The following is a 17392-nucleotide window of genomic DNA, read 5'->3' as shown; positions in this document are numbered from 1 at the left end:
GCGGTGAACTATAGCATATATGATAGGTAATATTAATAAAGTTAAAATGGTTGATGTAACTAAACCGCCAATAACCACAATAGCTAATGGCTTCTGGGTTTCTGAACCGATACCTGTTGATACAGCTGCGGGCATTAAACCTATGGCTGCCATCAGGGCTGTCATCACCACCGGCCTTACCCTGCTTATTACACCATCTAATATGGCTTTGTCAAGCGGAATGTGTTCTTCCAGGTTCTTTTTGAAAACAGATACCAGGATTACGCCGTTTTGGATACATACCCCAAACAAGGCTATAAAACCAATACCTGCCGAAATACTAAAGTTGGTCCCGGTTATGTGCAATGCCAGTATACCACCAATCAATGCAAATGGTACGTTCATGATCACCAGTGTAGCATCCTTGGCATTACCAAAGGTGACAAACAGAATAAGGAATATAACAAGTAAACAAATTGGTACCACGTGGGCTAATGTTTTTGATGCTCGTTGTTGATTTTCAAACTCACCCGCCCATGCATATGAATAGCCATGATCCAGCTTTACTTTTGAGTTAACTTTTTGCTGTGCCTCGGCGATGGTACTGCCCAAATCGCGACCCCTTATTGAAAATTTGACGGCTATGTAACGGGTGTTATTATCCCTGTATATAAATGCAGGGCCAGTTGTTGTTTTGATAGTAGCAATCTCTTTTATCGCTATTTTTGATCCGTTAAGGGTAGGGATCATCAGGTTTTCAATCTTATCCTGCGTATCCCGGAATTGTTGCTGATACCTTATCCTGATATCAAACCGGCGTTCGCCCTCATATAATTCAGTTGCAGCTTTACCACCTATGGCCATTTCAATTACTGAGTTTGCATCGGCTGTTGATACACCATATAGTGCCATTTTACGCTGATTCAGTTCGATCCTGAATTCAGGTTGGCCTAAATTGCGCAAAACACCAAGGTCCTCAACGCCTTGAACTGTTTTTAAAACACCCAGTACGCTATCTGCCTTGTGATCAAGGGTTTCAAAATCCGGGCCGAATATTTTTACAGCCAATGATGCGTTAACCCCGGCAACAGCCTCGTCAACGTTATCGCGGATAGGTTGGGAGTAGTTGAAAACAGCACCAGGTATTTTGGTTAACTGTTTATCCATCATGTCTATTAGTTCATCTTCGGATATGCCTTTGCGCCATTCTTTTTTGTTTTTAAGATCCACCTGGATCTGCACGTTAAAAAATCCTTTAGGGTCGGTACCGTCATTGGTGCGTCCAACCTGGGCCAGGGTTTGTTTTACTTCGGGGAACTTTTCCAGTATCTGCATCATTTTTTGATTGATGCTTTCCGCTTCATTTAAGGAAACACTCATCGGCAGTTCGGCCTCAACCCATAGGGCACCCTCATTTAGGTCGGGTAAAAACTCCGATCCTAAAAACCTTGCCGAGAAGAAGGTTACAGCCATAAATGCCACCGCGACTATTAGACTTAGTTTTTGATTTTTATAAGTGAAGTTAAACATGCGGCGAATGCCGTTCTCAAAGAAGATAACAACCGGGTTGTGCTTTTCTTTTACGTTTTTTTGTAGAAGGATGCTTGATAGGGCAGGTACCAGTGTAAGTGTAAATATTAGCGCTCCCAGCAAGGCAAAGCCTAAGGTATAAGCCAATGGCGAGAACATTTTTCCTTCAACCTTCTGGAATGCGAAGATGGGGATTAAACAGGTAATGATAATTAGCTTTGAAAAGAAGATTGCCTTGCCCATTTCGGCACCTACATTTTTAAACAGGCCCAGTTTGGCAAGGCCGTTAAACTTTTGCATGCCTACTTCTTTGGCTTTATGATCAAGGGCCACAAAAATGCCTTCAACCATTACCACAGCACCGTCTATGATAATACCAAAATCAACCGCCCCCATCGATAATAAGTTGGCGCTCATGCCTTTTATGCGCATACATACAAAAGCAAAAAGCAACGACAGCGGAATGATTATAGCAACTGTTAAGGTAGTGCGCCAATCGGCCATGAACAGGAATACAATGACTGTTACCAGGATAATGCCTTCGCAAAGGTTATGGATCACCGTTTCGGTACAAAAATCCATCAGGTTGGTACGGTCGTAAAAGGTATCTATCCTGACATCCTTTGGCAGGACATTGTCGTTCAAATCTTTCACCTTGTCACGAATGCGATCCAGAACTTCGGCCGGATTCTCGCCTTTGCGCATCACAATAATACCCTCCAGTACATCCCGCTGCCTGTCGCGGCTTACCTGCCCTAAACGGGGCAAACCACCTTCTTTAATATCGGCAATATCTTTTGCCAGTATAGGTACGTTGTTAACATTTTTTATGATGATGTTCTGGATCTCTTCGATGTTGTTAATAACCCCGATACCGCGTACTACATAAGCCTGGTCGTTCTTTTCGATCACATCGCCACCCACGTTAATGTTACTACGGTTTATAGCCGTGTAAACATCCAGGGAGGTTAGCCCATATTTTTGTAAAAGGGATGGATTAACGCTTACCTCGTAGGTTTTTTCCTCGCCGCCAAAACTGTTCACATCGGCAACACCCGGAACGGATTTAAACTGCCGGTCCAACACCCAATCCTGTATGGCGGTAAGTTCGTGGATTGATTTGCTATGACTTTTAAGGGTATAGCGGTAAATTTCGCCGGTTGGGCCGTAAGGAGGCTCAACTTCGGGCTTAACACCGTCTGGCAGGTCGGCATTGCCTAAACGGCTCAACACCTGCTGACGGGCAAAGGCATCATCCACATCATCGTCAAAAATAATGCGTACGTATGATAAACCAAATGCCGAGGTTGTACGCAGGTTAGCCTTTTTCTGCACCGAGTTTAAAACGGTCTCCATCGGGATGGTAATCATTTTCTCCACCTCTTCTGCACTGCGGCCGGGCCATTGAGCAATAATGATGATCTGTGTATTGGTTACATCCGGGAACGTCTCGATAGGCGTGTTCATGTAACTCCATATACCAAGCACAACCAGCACCAGTGTCATAAAAAAAACAAAATAACGGTGCCTTAGCGAAAAGTAGATTATATTTTTAATGAATTTATTCATTGGAGTAATAGTATCAAGTATTTAGTATCAAGTAGCAAGATTAGTATCGGGTAGTTAGTATCAGGTAGCAAGTTTTTTATTCGACCTTGGCCTTAACCGACAGGCTCCGGTCTTGATACTTCATACTAACTACTTGATACTATATAGACTAATCCCCTGTTAAAGCATCATATAAAAGCAAACCATTTTTGGAGATCACTTTATCGCCGGCGTTAATGCCTGATGCAATGTATGTTATATCATCTACCGTTTTAATTACACTTACCTCACGTACCTTTAAATCGGTTTTGCTGTTATAAACCACTACAAAATTTTTGCTGCTGTCAAATATTACCGCTTTTGCAGGTACTGATACTGATGTGGCCGCATCGTTATTGGTAATAACCACGTTGGTAAACATTTCTGGTTTCAAAAGCATATCCGTATTAGGCAATACTACTTTTATCTTCATCACCTTATTGTCCGGATCAAGTACCGAGCTTACAGCATCAATTTTACCTTCGAAAACTTTACCGGGGTAAGCTATGGTTGTTACTTTTGCTGTATAGCCGGTTTTAACTTTGCTGATATCAGATTCAAACACATTAGCCCAGATCCAAACATCTTTCATGTTTGATATGGTGAACATGCTGCCATTATTATCCTGGCGGATAAAGCTGCCTGTAGTTACATTTTTTTCGACGATGTAGCCACTTTCAGGAGCCTTTATCACTAAAGTACCACCTGGATTTGTATTGCCGCCTCCGTTGATGGCTATCTGCTGTTGTATTTTCCTGTTGGCAGCCTCGGCTTTATTGTAGTTTTCTTTGGCTTCGGTATAATCGCGTTCGCTCGATATTCCGTTTTTATATAGGTATTCCGCTTGTTCAAGCTGGCGTTTTGCAATGGATAGGTCTGATTTTGTAGCAGTAAGGTCGGTATAATTACCCGCCACATCGGCGCTTCGCATAATGGCCAGTGTTTGACCTTTGCTTACCTTATCACCCAGGGAAACCTTCACGTCCAATATTTGTCCGCTTGAAAAAGGGAAAACTTTAACAACGGTGTTTTCATCATTTGATACCTCGCCCGATAAGGTGAGCTCGTTTTTTATCGTAGTTCTTTTGGCGGTATCAATGGTAATTATTTTAGCCATCGAATCGCTTACAGATACTGGTTTGTTTTCGGCAACAGGCTGTGTTTTTCCTTTACAGGCAGCCAAAAACAGTAAAGCCGAAAGAGCAGGTATCAGCGTTTCTCTTTTCATCATATATAGCATAAAGTGTTTTAAGATTTAATTATAGTTGTCCCGGTGGCAAAATTCAGATCAGCAATTGCTTTTTGCAGGTTATATTGTTGTTGTAGTATTTTAAGCTTGGTATCCTTATAGGTGTCAAAAAAATCAACAAATTCAACCAAGCTAATTTGCCTTTGCTGAAAACCTTTGAGCATGCTGCCAAACAGTTTGTCATATTGTTCATTAAACTCCAACTGCTGGGTCGAAAACAACTGCTGGTTTAATTTATACTGATTTACAGCCGCAACCACATCGTTTTTAAGCTGAAGTTCGTTTTGCTTTAAGGTACTTTCCTGGCTTTGGATATTGTATTTAGCCGATTTGATATTACCCTGGTTGCGGTTAAAAAAAGGCAGGGGTAGGCCAATTTGCAGACCATAATAGTTTCGGGCATAGCTGCTATTTTGATCATATGCCGCACCAATAGTAACATCCGGCACAGCCAGGGCTTTTTGATAGGCCAGGTTATGCGTGGCCGAACTTAGTTGATATTGATTTGATAAATAATCGGGCCGGTTGGTTTTGGCCTGTTCTATCAGTGTTGGAATATCAAGCGCTACAGTTTCTGCCGGTTTATCATTTATGAGGGGATATACAAAGGCTGTTTCTTTGGTTTGCAGCAAAGTTTTTAGCTCGGTTTGCAAATCGTTTATCTGTCTGTTGTTTTCCACCATGTCGTTTTGTAAGCCAAAAAGCAAAGCTTTAAGCCTGATGAGGTCCTTCATAGAAGTATTACCTGCATCAAATGATTTTTGGATAGCGCCTACCAGGTTTGTTGCGGAGTTGATTTCGTTCTGGTAAACCTTTTCCTGCGCATTTAAGGTAGCCAACAGACTAAAATCCAATTGCAGGTTATACCGCAGGTTACGCATCAGGTCGGCAAAGGCAGCTTCCTGAACTTTGGCATCGTCTTGTGCCACCTGTACTTGTTTGCCGCGTTTACCGGCAGTGGCAAATACCTGGCTAAGCTGAACAAATACCTGGCCGCCGCCGTTGTTATGGTTAAAAAATTTGCGGCTGCCACCATCCCATATATTCTGATCGGTGCTCAATACAGGGTTATCCCAAAGTTTAGCTTGCTGTATCAATGCTTTTGATGCTTCAATATTATACTTTTGGGCCAGTAAGCTCAGGTTATTTTCTAAAAACTGTTTTTCGGCATCCTGGAAGTTAATTTTCAGCGTATCAGTTTGGGCGCTGGCCCGGCTTGTATTACAGAAAAAAAATATAACTAATAGAAGTAGCAGGGTTTTCATTTTACACATAATCATCTTTCAATTCAACGCTACAAAAATTCATATCGGTTATGAATTTTCTATGAAGAGGGGGGCGGAGATGTACGGATGTGCAAATTATAGATGTGCGGATTTCGGATATTTTAGGGGTTTACCGAATAAATAGGGTTAGAAAAAGAGGGAGATTCAATATTCAAATGCGTAAAAATCCGGATTTTTTGATGCGCTTTTCCCGATACCAAAGTGATGCCGTTCTTACACCTTTGGTATACCTTTGAAACACTTTGCGTATACCTGCCTATCACCTGTTGTTACCCGGTTTTTATGTCTTACAGTTGTGTAACTGTCTAATATGTAGTTGTTTGATTCGATTGTTTGCTTGCGACTTCTGTAAGAAATAATTAAGCTGGGGAGCTATAACCGCCTCATACAAATTTACGAAAAATGAGGAAAACATCCAACCGGAGACGTGCAATTTTTTACCATGGATTTGTTCTTTACCGGTGTTCAAGAATGCTTTGCCATTACAGATGTGCGATTATTTCGATAAATTGATAAGTAAATTTTACAATTTTAAAACCAAATAGATCGAAGGCAATTTCCCCTAATGCCTAATGCCTAATGCCTAATGCCTAATGCCTAATGCCTAATGCCTAATGCCTAATGCCTAATGCCTAATGCCTAATGCCTAATTGATAATCTTAAACTCATCCGCATCTTTTAGGAAGGGCAGGGCTCTTCGTGCTTTTTTCACCTCATCGGCAATTATCGAGAAGGTATAAACATCATCTTCATCGCGTTTGTAATAAACTACATTGCCATTAGGATCGATACAGGTAGAATCGCCTGAATGATAAACTTCATTACCATCATGACCAACACGGTTCACGCCAATAACGTAGGCCTGGTTCTCAACAGCACGGGCAGGTAACAGGGTGCGCCAGTGCATGGCGCGGCGTTCGGGCCAGTTGGCAACTACAATGAGCAGGTCGTAGGGGTTTTCGGCAATATTGCGCAGCCATACAGGGAAACGCAGATCATAGCAAATAACAGGGCAAATTTTCCAGCCGTTCAGGTCAACAAAAAGCTTTTTTGTACCGGCCGTATAGGTGTCGTTTTCTTTAGCTAAACCAAACAGGTGGCGTTTATCGTAATGTTCGTAAGTGCCATCTGGGCGCATCCATATAAGACGGTTGTAGTATTTGCTGTTTTCTTTTATAATGATAGTTCCCGTAACTACACAATCATATTGCTGTGCAACCTGGTGCATCCATTTGGTGGTTTTACCACCCATAGGTTCGGCAAGCCGTTCGGCATCCATGGTAAAACCAGTGCTGAACATTTCGGGAAGGATAATGAGATCCGTTTTTTCGCGAATACCGCCAGATAATCGCAAGGAAATGTTCTGTAAGTTTTTATCAGTATTTTCCCAGAAAAGGTAGCCTTGAAAAACAGTTATTTTAAGATTATCCATAAGCGCTTTTAAGTCGATAGACCATGGTCAATGGTCCAAGGATGTTGTAAATGTATGGACTATATAATGTCCATGATATTGAATTATTGAAAGTTATAAGGTAAAACTATAAACTATAGTCCATTTATCCTAAATTTAAACTTTCATTAACCTATCAACGGCTTTATCTAAAGTTTCTTGTCTTTTGGCGAAACAAAACCTTAAAACGTGATGATCGATACCCTTGCTGTAAAAGGCAGAAACAGGTATGGATGCCACGCCAAACTCCTTAGTTAAACGCAATACAAAATCCGCATCTTTCTCGTCGGTGATATTTCTGTAACGTACTGATTGAAAGTATGATCCGTGGCAGGGCAACAGCTCAAACCTGGTTTGTTGCAGCCCATTACGGAAGTAGTCTCTTTTTTGTTGAAAAAACTCGGGCAGGCCTAAATAAGTTTCTTCATTTTTTAAATACTCAGCAATGGCATATTGTATAGGTGTGTTCACGGCAAATACCAAAAATTGGTGAATTTTTCTAAACTCCTGCATCAGGAAAGCAGGCGCCATGCAGTAACCCACTTTCCAACCGGTAGCATGAAACGGCTTACCAAATGAAGCTACTATAAAACTGCGCTGCTGCAATTCCGGGTAGCGGGCCATGCTGTGATGGGTTTGTCCATCATATACCAGGTGCTCATATACCTCATCGCTTAATATTAAAATATCCTGGTTTTTAACCAATGCGCTAAGTTCATCAATATCCTCCTTGTGCAAAATGGTTGCCGTTGGATTTTGCGGCGAATTAAGGATGATCATTTTTGTTTTTTGGTTGATGAGCCTTTTTACCATATCCCATGCAATGCGGTAATTGGGTGGCTCAAGGGCCAGCGATTTTACCACACCGCCCATCAGTTTAATAGCAGGAGCGTAGCAGTCAAAAGCAGGTTCAAATATAATAACCTCGTCGTTTGGATGAATCACGGCACTTATGGCTGTAAAAATAGCCTGTGTGCCACCTGCAGTTATGGTTATCTCCGTATCCGGATTGTAAACTGCGCCGTAAAGTTTTTCGGTTTTTTCGGCTATCTTTTCACGCAGGCTCATTATACCGGCCATTGGTGCATATTGATTGTGCCCATTTTTCATGGCCTGGTTAACCAGTTCAATCAACTCGGCCGAACAATTGTAATCAGGAAATCCTTGCGACAGGTTTATGGCACCAGCCTCATGGGCCAGGGCAGACATAACAGTGAATATAGTTGTGCCGGTTTGTGGTAGTTTTGAAACAACAGGTATCATCTAAAGGCTAAAGTACGCAAAAAACCACAAACCAATGTGCGTAATACTACGTGTTTTTAGTTTTCTGAAAGTATTTAGCTTAGTAAGAAAAATAATATTGCAGGCGTGAATGTGTCAATACGCTCCCTGTTGCCAATAATTTACTTTAGGCCGGGGCTTTGAAATGCATGTGCATTGGTAATCTGAACGTGGGCAGCTATCGGAATTTACCAGGCCCAATTGCACGTTGTTAATTTAAATGACCCCGGCATGCTGGTTATGATTAACTGGATGCAAATCGTATAAAAAAATCATTATATGTGCTAACATATGATTTCAATTTCGCATTTTTATACTGGGTATTAACATATGCCCATCATTGTTATGAAAAATGCATTTGTAACAGGGTTGATCCTTGGGGTCCTGAGCGGAACCTGGCTGTTTGTGATGCGGTCGTTTGGATATAGGAGTACCGGGAACCATGTAACCCCCATTGAATACTTATCGGTACTGATACCGCTTTTTGGAGTTTATTTTGGTGTGAAAAGCTACAGGGAAGATGAAAAAAAAGGCGAGATCGGCTTTTTTGATGCATTATTCCAAAGCTTTAAAATTTTACTGACAGGTGGTATTTTTGCCTGTTTGGCCGGACTCGTTTACATCAATTATTTCGACATGGGAAATGAGCTCTTTGCATTTTCGGGCCGTTTATTTGGCGGGCTTGCAATTGGTATTTTAATTTGCGTTGGGGTATCAGCCGCTTTAATGAACAGGTCTAATAAACTGAATTAATTATTAAACTTTACCTGTTAAACCTGAAAATGGCTGCATTATCATTCTTTTTGCCCAAAATCAAATCATGAATGATTGCTGCTGCTACCACGCTAAATGTTATACCATTCCCCCCAAAGCCTAATGCAAAATAAGTATTTGGCCGTTCGGGTATCGAACCAATGTAAGGCAGGCCATCCCTGGTTGATGCAAAAGCGCCGGCCCATTTAAAATCGGGTACTAAGGGAATGTGGGGCATCTTTTTCAGGAAAGCGTTCCGCAGCATTTCCGCTTTCCCGTTAATGATCGAGGGTGCAATATGCGGACTATGGAAAGGGTCATCACGGCCGCCCACCAGTATCCGGTTTTCGCTCACCACCCTGAAATACATATAAGGCGTTGCAGTTTCCCACACCAGGCTGTTCTGATGCCAAAAAAACTCCTCCGAAACTGGTTCCGAAACCATAGCATAGGTTGAATTAATATCGGCTATTTTTTTGGGGATATAATGCAAGCTTTCGTAGCCGCAGGCTATCACCAGTTTTTTAGCTTTTATTTTTAGGTCATTAATGGTATGCAGGGTAACACCTGCCCGGGTGTATTCAATATCATTTATAGGTGTGTTATTATAAACCCTGTGCCCGGCTTCCTGGAAACTGTTGAATAAGGCATGAGTTAACAGGTAAGCATCAACTTCGCCGGCATCTTTAGAAAATATGGCTCCCGGCGCATCAAAACCGAATGTTTTAATAATTTCTGCCTTCTCCAGCCATTCTACTTTAAAATCGTGCTTTTTGCGTAATGCATATTCTGCTTTTAAATCGGCTAAATGGGTTTTAAAACTGGCGTATTGCAAGCTTGGCCGTAAATGAAAATCAAAAGCTGGTTTAAACGATTTGCACAGATCGCCGATAGCATAAATTGCCTTTCGGCAAAGTTCATAGCTTTTTACCGCATCAGCTTCGCCAACCATGTTTTTTAGCTGCGTTAAAGGGGTATCAATTTCATATTGCAAAAAAGCGGTGCTGGCCGCAGTGCTCCCCATAGCCGCGTGGTTTTTATCAAATACAGCCACGCTTAACCCAGAATTGCGTAAATACCAGGCAGTTAAAGCAGCGCTGATACCGGCGCCCATAATGGCTACATCAACCCGCAGGTTGTTTTGTAAAGAAGGGTAGGAGGTAACCAGGCCATTCTTCATGAGCCAATATGGATGCTGCTCGTAAAGGTTCATATAAGATTTATTGGGGTGTGCAGGAACAACAGTGTACATTATTTTATGTTTCAAACATCTGGTTTAGCTATAAATACTGCTCAAAATACATTGGTGAAAAAAATATTTAAACCCAAACCTGTGCAAATGAATGCATTAGGATTTAAGTTTAAACTTCTTTGAAAAAAAGTTTTGCAAGTTGATTTAAAATCCTACTTTTGCAAACCCAATCGGGAACGGGATGTAGCGTAGCCCGGTATCGCGCCACATTTGGGATGTGGAGGCCGCAGGTTCGAATCCTGCCATCCCGACAAAAGCGATACCAAATCGAGTCAAAAACCCTCTAAATTGTAAGATTTAGGGGGTTTTTTCATTTATTTTTAAATTTTTCATATCAAAATAAGGCATTCCATATCAATATAAAAATGCCCTATTCCACACCCTGTTTTTTCTTTGTATTATTGACTGATGCTGTTTATTAATCAATTGATAATGAAATACTTAAATCAATTTTGCGCGTATTTGCGCCGTTTTGAAGCATCCGGCAATATACACCAAGGGGTAAAAGTAGATCAGCATCGTTTAAAAAGGAACAAATTGTATGAAGACAACAAATTCATTCAGCCTCAACTTTTTTATCAAAAAAGATAAGGCCAGCAAGGGAAACGCGCCGATTTACGCTCGCATCACCGTTAACGGGAAATTTGTAGACATTTCCTTAAAGCGTAAAATCAAAATGGATACCTGGGAACAGGGCGGACAAAAGGTTACCGGGAACAGCCCCGAAGCCAGGGAGATTAGGGAAAAGATGCGGCAAACCCGCAACGAGATCAATGTAGCCTATGATGAACTTCGTTACAATAAGGAAATCATCAGCGCGGAGGCGATCAAGTCCAAGATCGAGGGTACCGACGAAGAACAGACCACGCTCCTTTGGCTGATGCATTACCATAACACCGAAATCAAAAAATTGCTCGAAGACGGTACAATGAAAAATTACTACAGCACTGAACGATATATCAAAGAGTTCCTGCTGAAAAAGAAAAAACGGCAGGATGTTTACCTGTCCCAACTCGATTACAAATTTGTGATCGACTTTGAGATTTATTTACGTCAAAGGGAGCCGGATAAAGGCCAACGGCCTTGCACAAACAACACGGTGATGAAACACATCGAACGGCTGCGTAAAATGATTAATATCGCCTTAAAGAACGAATGGCTGATTAAAGACCCGTTCCTGCGCTTTGAGCGTAAGATTATTACCAAAGACCGCCAGGCCCTTGAACAGGACGAACTGGAACGGGTTAAAGGGCTTATATTAGAAAAAGACGGACAGCGGATTGTGCGGGATAGTTTTGTGTTCAGTTGCTATACAGGCTTATCCTTTGCGGATGTGTGTTTATTGAGCGACGATCATCTGGTAACCGACATAGAGGGTGAAAAGTGGATAGAGATGGTCAGGCACAAAACGGCCAATTTTTCTGGAAAAAAATTCTATGTGTTGCTGTTGCCCGAAGCGATTGAGTTGATTAAACAATATCGAGGGCACGCGATGGCAGAATATACCGGAACAATCTTCCCTGTATTTTCCAATCAGGCAGCCAACCGTTATTTAAAGGATATTAGCAAACGAGCAAAAGTAGATAAGCGATTGACCTTTCATATTGCCCGGCATACGTTTGCTACCACCATCACTTTAGAGAATGGCGTACCGATGGAAAGTGTATCGAAGATGTTAGGACATACCAGTATCCGCACCACGCAAATTTACTCTAAGGTCAAAAAGAAGAAAATCGGCAACGATATGAAAGTCCTGCGGGAACGGCTTAAGTTAGCCTAAGCCCAGCCAAGTGCCAATCCACTTAGTAATACAGTCAGGGACCTTTTGGTTCATTGACCACCTTATTTCAAAAATACAGGATTGGCGATTCTGCTACACTTTGATCATGCAAAACAATTGAAAGTAAAGATGCACCCTACTTTGGATTTACACAAATTGGTGCTCCAAATGGCACGGAATGGTCTAGTCAAGGCCTTCGGAACCTCCAAATTACCTGTGCCTCCATTTGGAACAACATCAAAATTGTTGAAATAATCTGCTTCATTTTTGTTTCTAATTATGCTACTGTAATTGTTTTAAGTAAGGTGTAGCCATCAGTATTATTTCCTGTAATTGAATCAGCCATATTTCCATTTAGGCTATCTGAAAATATACTGTCTTGCGTGTTTGAGGTATCTGGAGCTCCGTTGTAGCCATTTGTTGCGTAGACCGCCGTGTAAGTTGAAGTTGGAAAGGCAATTTGAGTTACTAAAAGTGAGCTTCCGCCCGGTGTTAATATTTCAACATGAATGTGTGGTGCTCTGCCCGGATACCAACCAGGGAATATGCTAATAAACGACACCTGTCCATTTGTATTTGTGGTTTGCCTTCCCCGTAAATAATTGGCATTGGTTTGAGTTGAATATTGAGAGTATAATCCATCTTTATCACATTGCCAAACATCCACAAACACGTTTGCAAGCGGAGCACAACCATTGCTCTGGTCATGTATAGTTAGTGTCATTAAAAGAGCAATACCTGTTCTGTCTCCAATGATACTTGCGCGTACGTATTGAGCGGGGGTTCGTATAGGAAAGGGCCCTTGCGTTTCGGCCGGGGAAACTGCACAATTACCACCGGAACCATCACTACCTCCCGAATTAGTTCCATCACTGCCTTTGGAACAAGAGGACGTAACCATAGGCAATGCCACTATAGCACCCAGGCCGAAGAGGCCTTTCTTTAAAAAATATTTTCTATCCATGTTGTTTTTCTTTGTGTATATAATCATAAAACACCGGCTGACGATTCCGTTCAACAGTCGGGCTGTTTGTTCAAAAACGGCAATAAATGCCATACCACCCGCGGTAATCAAATTCATCAGGCATTACTTCAGCGGGTCCGAGGCTTCAAGGTCTCATCAAATAACTTCGGCCGAATTAGTTGAACAGCTAAGGCATAGATATCACAACCTGACGCTTCGAAGTTATTTGCAACGTTACACGCACCCAATTCAGGTTGCGACATCAACGACTTAGATCCTGGCTAAGGTCGCTGTCGTTTATTGCCTATCGATCTTGTATAACCTGCCCTGGTCTGGTATCGCGTAAAGCGCATTATCAGGCCCCTGGATAATATCTCTGAATCTCTGGTTTTCGGAGGCAAGCAACCTTTCTTCCCCGGTAACGCGGTTGTTTTCAATAACCAGCCTGATGATATGCGTTTGGGTAAGAGAGCATAAGAAAAGATTGTTTTGCCATTCCGGTATTCTGGAACCGGAATAAAACGTAATTCCGCTTGGTGACACGACCGGGTCCCAGTAATAAACAGGTTGTTCCATCCTATTTTGCTGTTGTAATGCCGTCCCCACAGCTTGTCCGCTGTATTCTATGCCATAACTGATCACCGGCCATCCGTAATTAGCTCCGGGACGCAGGATATTGATCTCATCACCGCCACGCGGACCGTGTTCGCTTTCCCAAATTTCCCCCGTAACCGGGTGAATAGCCAGACCCTGAGGATTTCTAAGTCCCATCGCATATAGCTCTGGTAAGGCCCCTGGCTGATTGAAAGTTGGATTTCCAGCCGCAGCTGTTCCGCTGGTTGTTATCCGGATTACCTTCCCTATACTGCTATTGACAGACTGCGCTTCAATCCTTACTTCATTTGAAGTATGGTCTCCGAATGATACAAGCAGGTTTCCGGTAGCGTCAAATATGATCCGTGAGCCGTAATTACTGGTCTGCGAGGAAGGCGTGGTAGAACTGTAGATCACCGTAGGCGATTCTATAACTGTTTCGTTAGTTGATAGTCTTCCTTTGCCAACAGCTATCGCATTACCGCCACTGACAGAACGGACATAAGTCCAGTATATCATTCTGTTCGATGTGAAGTCAGGATCTACGGCCACATCCAACAAACCGCCCTGACCTGAACTGTTGACTGCCGGGAATCCGGTTATGGGCGAACTAACGGTGCCCGTTGAAGTAACGATACGCATATTACCGGCTTTCTCTGTAATGAGAAAACGACCGTCAGGAAGCGTTGCAATCCCCCAGGGGGCAGTTAAAGAAGATGTAAGCACACTGGTTTGAATAGCGGTGGTTGTACGGATGCCTGAGATCCTCGTTTGCCCGGCAAATGCCGCTCTGTAACTGGTGTTCGCCTTACCGGTTTCGACCGGGTTTATGCTTGTTGTGGGGTTTGTAGTGTCAGTTTCGTTATCGGAAGTGCCGTTATTTTTTGAACAGCTTTCCAATGCAACCACCAGATACAACACACTAATGGAAAATAAGGTGATGATCCTTCGCGAAGAATGTATTTTTGTTTTCATGATATGTTCTTTACAGATGATATTCGTGACGTGAGATCCCGGGTCAGTACCAGGGGAACTGCAACGTCGTATTTCCGGCTTACGCTAATTGTTCTGCGAATGGCATTTTCCTGAACCGCTTTCCAGTCGCAGCGTATAATGCATTCGCGAGAGCGGGAGCAACCGGCGGGAGCCCTGGTTCCCCTAATCCGGTCGGCGCATCTTCACTTTCAACAAATTTTACTTCAATAGCTAACGGCGCATCGTTTATACGCAGGAACTTGTACGTGTGAAAATTATATTCAGCAACAGCTCCGTTAACGAACGTAACTTTCGGGAACATCGCGTGGCAGATACCGTCTACAATTGCCCCTTCAACCTGATTTTCAGCTCCGCTCAGATTGATTACCCGACCGCAGTTCACGGCAGAATACACCTTCATCACTTTTGGTTTTCCGTCGACCATTCTCACATCAACAACCTGCGCTGCGTAAGAGCCAAAAGAGAACCAGGTAGCGAATCCTCTATGTAAGCCGGCAGAGGTAGTTCCCCAATTACTCATTTTGGCTACGAGATCGATCACGCTTTTATACTTTTCAGGATCATACCCGATAGATCCAACAGGTTGTTGTTTGGCTTTTGCTAAAAGCTGGAGACGGTAGGCGACGGGATCTTTTTTTAATGCAGAACATACCTCGTCCATGAAACTTTCTGCCACAAAGGCTAAAGTGTTTGCACCCGGTGCCCTCCACCAGCCGGTTGGCGTATTGCTTTTTAAGCCTTGTCCTTCCAAGCGATAGTTTGCCAGCGCCCCGGCCACATAACTATCCCCCCGGGGGCCTCCGCCGATACCAGCACCTGACTGATGCCATCCTAACAGGCTGTCATTGGAGAGTGCGGCACGAAACCGGTACATTTCTGCAGGGCGATAATAATCGTTTTGCATGTCATCCTCACGTGTCCACTGTACCTGCACCGGGCTTTGGACAGCAGCAGAGATCAGCGCAGCTTCCAGGCCGTTGTCAGACATTAATTTACGTCCGAAGCCGCCTCCCTGCCGGGGTACGCCTACGGTAATTTTATCTTCAGGAATGCCTAAGGCTTTTGATACTTCACTTCGGACCTGCCCCGGAACCTGTGTCGGGCCATACAGGTCAGCTTTCCCGTTTCGCACGTCAGCAAAAAAATTAAGCGGTTCCATTTGCCCATGGGAGAGTGCAGGCAATTCATAGGTCAGGTCCAGGACCTTCGTTGCGCTTTTTATAGCGGCGTCTACATCCCCGTCATTCCTCGACGGGGAAGGTGCTCCTTTTTCAAGCATTTCTTTAAAAGCAGCAAAATGCTCCACGGTGTTTTCCAGTTTCTCTGTTGTATTCCATTGGATCACCAAAGCATCACGTCCTTTTTTGGCTGCCCATGTAGAGGTGGCGAGGACCGCAACCGAATTTTTAAGTTTAACTACATTTTTGACACCATTGATCTTATGGGTCGCTGTGTCATCCACCGATGAAATTGTCTTCCCGTACGCCGGTGGTCGGGCTACCATAGCAAATAACATTCCCTCACGCCGTGTATCAATACCGTAAAGAGGTTTACCTGTTGTTATCCTATGTGCATCAACGTCTTTGACACGCGTGCCGATCAACTTGAAATCCTTTGTTGCTTTTAAGATCGGGTTGGCCGGAACTTTCATCGTTGCAGCTTTTGAGGCCAGTTCACCATAGGTCAGTTTTTTTCCACTGGCCTTATGTAACACTTCTCCGTTTTCGGCAGCACATTCGGTAACCGGCACATTCCATGTATCGGCAGCAGCGGCTATGAGCATTTCACGGGCTGTAGCTCCCGCAGTCCGCAATGCATTAAACCGGCCCCTTACAGATCCACTGCCTCCGGCTGTTTGCCTGCCAAATTTGGCGTCCAGGGGTGCTAATTCCACTTTGACTACCTTCCAGTCAATACCCAGTTCCTCGGCAACGATCAGAGGGAGAGAGGTCTTTACCCCCTGGCCGATCTCCGGATTAGGTGCCAGTAATACAATCGAATTATCAGATCCGATCCTGATAAACATATTAAGGTCGGATAAAAGATCAGCCTTGCCGCTTGCTTTAACGGCCTGATTCAGTACGGATAAGCTGAGTAGCATACCACCAGTTGATATAGTGGATACTTTAAGGAAGTGTCTCCTGGAAATCGTTGACTTCATATTTTAATGTTTTTGGCGGCCTGGTGAATTGCTTTTCGGATCCTGGTATATGTACCGCACCTGCAAATATTTCCGGCCATTGCATTGTCAATATCCTGGTCGGTGGGGTCAGGGTTTTCCCTCAGTAATACTGCGGCAGACATGATCTGGCCAGATTGGCAATAACCACATTGAGCCACATCCAGTTCTTCCCATGCTTGCTGTAACGGGTGGTCGCCTTTTGGACTCAAGCCTTCAATAGTGACTATTTTCCGGTCTCTTACACCAGAAACAGGGAGTACACATGAACGCAATGCCTGGCCGTTAACATGCACTGTACAGGCGCCGCACTGTGCCACGCCACACCCGAACTTTGTTCCCACCAAATTCAGATGGTCGCGAAGAACCCAAAGTAACGGGGTGTCAGCATCTGCTTCTGCTGATAAAATTTTTCCGTTGACAGAAAGCGTGTATTTAGGCATGATCGTTTACTGTTTAGTATAGGATAACCGGAAAGAATCCGGCCCGATTTTTTTTATAAAGCTATTGTT

12 protein-coding genes and 1 tRNA gene are annotated in these 17392 nt (G+C 43.3%); 3 read left to right on the top strand and 10 right to left on the bottom strand.

Annotation, left to right across the window (positions count from 1 at the left end):
• The 5 genes from AC1DPZ_RS03590 to AC1DPZ_RS03570 all read right to left on the bottom strand — a co-directional run.
• Positions 1-3078: efflux RND transporter permease subunit (locus AC1DPZ_RS03590; RefSeq protein ID WP_477401304.1), on the bottom strand; the 3078-nt coding region annotated here is incomplete at its 3' end.
• Between the two features lie 148 nt (positions 3079-3226).
• Entirely contained in the window at positions 3227-4327 is a 1101-nt protein-coding gene (locus AC1DPZ_RS03585; RefSeq protein WP_477401303.1) for an efflux RND transporter periplasmic adaptor subunit, read from the bottom strand.
• A gap of 17 nt (positions 4328-4344) precedes the next feature.
• On the bottom strand, positions 4345-5610 hold the full coding sequence (locus AC1DPZ_RS03580) for a TolC family protein (protein WP_477401301.1): 1266 nt from the start codon (positions 5608-5610) through the stop codon (positions 4345-4347).
• A gap of 667 nt (positions 5611-6277) precedes the next feature.
• Positions 6278-7063, bottom strand: coding sequence for an amidohydrolase (locus AC1DPZ_RS03575; RefSeq protein WP_477401300.1), 786 nt, complete (start codon positions 7061-7063; stop codon positions 6278-6280).
• Positions 7064-7198: 135 nt separating this feature from the next.
• On the bottom strand, positions 7199-8344 hold the full coding sequence (locus AC1DPZ_RS03570; RefSeq protein WP_477401299.1) for a methionine aminotransferase: 1146 nt from the start codon (positions 8342-8344) through the stop codon (positions 7199-7201).
• A gap of 363 nt (positions 8345-8707) precedes the next feature.
• Here AC1DPZ_RS03570 and AC1DPZ_RS03565 point away from each other — a divergent pair, with 363 nt between their 5' ends.
• Positions 8708-9115, top strand: coding sequence for a DUF4199 domain-containing protein (locus AC1DPZ_RS03565; RefSeq protein ID WP_477401298.1), 408 nt, complete (start codon positions 8708-8710; stop codon positions 9113-9115).
• 10 nt (positions 9116-9125) lie between these two features.
• Here AC1DPZ_RS03565 and AC1DPZ_RS03560 read toward each other — a convergent pair whose 3' ends face one another.
• Complete coding sequence (locus AC1DPZ_RS03560; RefSeq protein ID WP_477401296.1) at positions 9126-10382, bottom strand: NAD(P)/FAD-dependent oxidoreductase; 1257 nt, start codon at positions 10380-10382, stop codon at positions 9126-9128.
• 162 nt (positions 10383-10544) lie between these two features.
• Here AC1DPZ_RS03560 and AC1DPZ_RS03555 point away from each other — a divergent pair.
• Together AC1DPZ_RS03555 and AC1DPZ_RS03550 are read left to right on the top strand one after the other, a co-directional pair.
• Positions 10545-10618 (top strand) — tRNA-Pro (locus AC1DPZ_RS03555).
• 290 nt (positions 10619-10908) lie between these two features.
• Complete coding sequence (locus AC1DPZ_RS03550; RefSeq protein WP_477401295.1) at positions 10909-12147, top strand: site-specific integrase; 1239 nt, start codon at positions 10909-10911, stop codon at positions 12145-12147.
• A 277-nt stretch (positions 12148-12424) separates the two neighbouring features.
• Here the strand turns inward: AC1DPZ_RS03550 and AC1DPZ_RS03545 are convergent, their stop codons facing one another.
• From AC1DPZ_RS03545 to AC1DPZ_RS03530, 4 genes are all read right to left on the bottom strand, one after another.
• Complete coding sequence (locus AC1DPZ_RS03545; RefSeq protein ID WP_477401294.1) at positions 12425-13228, bottom strand: dioxygenase family protein; 804 nt, start codon at positions 13226-13228, stop codon at positions 12425-12427.
• A 180-nt stretch (positions 13229-13408) separates the two neighbouring features.
• Positions 13409-14680: a PQQ-dependent sugar dehydrogenase gene (locus tag AC1DPZ_RS03540; RefSeq protein ID WP_477401293.1), complete on the bottom strand. Its 1272-nt coding sequence runs from the start codon at positions 14678-14680 to the stop codon at positions 13409-13411.
• Between the two features lie 79 nt (positions 14681-14759).
• Entirely contained in the window at positions 14760-16862 is a 2103-nt protein-coding gene (locus tag AC1DPZ_RS03535) for a xanthine dehydrogenase family protein molybdopterin-binding subunit (protein ID WP_477401292.1), read from the bottom strand.
• A complete protein-coding gene (locus AC1DPZ_RS03530) occupies positions 16859-17323 on the bottom strand; it encodes a (2Fe-2S)-binding protein (RefSeq protein ID WP_477401291.1) in 465 nt (154 codons plus the stop codon). The genes AC1DPZ_RS03535 and AC1DPZ_RS03530 overlap by 4 nt, the downstream gene beginning before the upstream one ends.
• Between the last annotated feature and the right edge of the window lie 69 nt (positions 17324-17392).

The organism is Mucilaginibacter sp. P4_G9 (assembly GCF_056400985.1).
Note: the sequence above shows the minus strand (reverse complement) of the source record. Positions and strands in the feature narration are given on the sequence as shown.

Bases quoted from the DNA above. Each gene is read 5' to 3' on its own strand.
- AC1DPZ_RS03585 (WP_477401303.1), bottom strand. From the start codon at position 4,327: ATGATGAAAAGAGAAACGCTGATACCTGCTCTTTCGGCTTTACTGTTT.
- AC1DPZ_RS03580 (WP_477401301.1), bottom strand. From the start codon at position 5,610: ATGAAAACCCTGCTACTTCTATTAGTTATATTTTTTTTCTGTAATACA.
- AC1DPZ_RS03575 (WP_477401300.1), bottom strand. From the start codon at position 7,063: ATGGATAATCTTAAAATAACTGTTTTTCAAGGCTACCTTTTCTGGGAA.
- AC1DPZ_RS03570 (WP_477401299.1), bottom strand. From the start codon at position 8,344: ATGATACCTGTTGTTTCAAAACTACCACAAACCGGCACAACTATATTC.
- AC1DPZ_RS03565 (WP_477401298.1), top strand. From the start codon at position 8,708: ATGAAAAATGCATTTGTAACAGGGTTGATCCTTGGGGTCCTGAGCGGA.
- AC1DPZ_RS03550 (WP_477401295.1), top strand. From the start codon at position 10,909: ATGAAGACAACAAATTCATTCAGCCTCAACTTTTTTATCAAAAAAGAT.
- AC1DPZ_RS03545 (WP_477401294.1), bottom strand. From the start codon at position 13,228: ATGAATTTGATTACCGCGGGTGGTATGGCATTTATTGCCGTTTTTGAA.
- AC1DPZ_RS03540 (WP_477401293.1), bottom strand. From the start codon at position 14,680: ATGAAAACAAAAATACATTCTTCGCGAAGGATCATCACCTTATTTTCC.
- AC1DPZ_RS03535 (WP_477401292.1), bottom strand. From the start codon at position 16,862: ATGAAGTCAACGATTTCCAGGAGACACTTCCTTAAAGTATCCACTATA.
- AC1DPZ_RS03530 (WP_477401291.1), bottom strand. From the start codon at position 17,323: ATGCCTAAATACACGCTTTCTGTCAACGGAAAAATTTTATCAGCAGAA.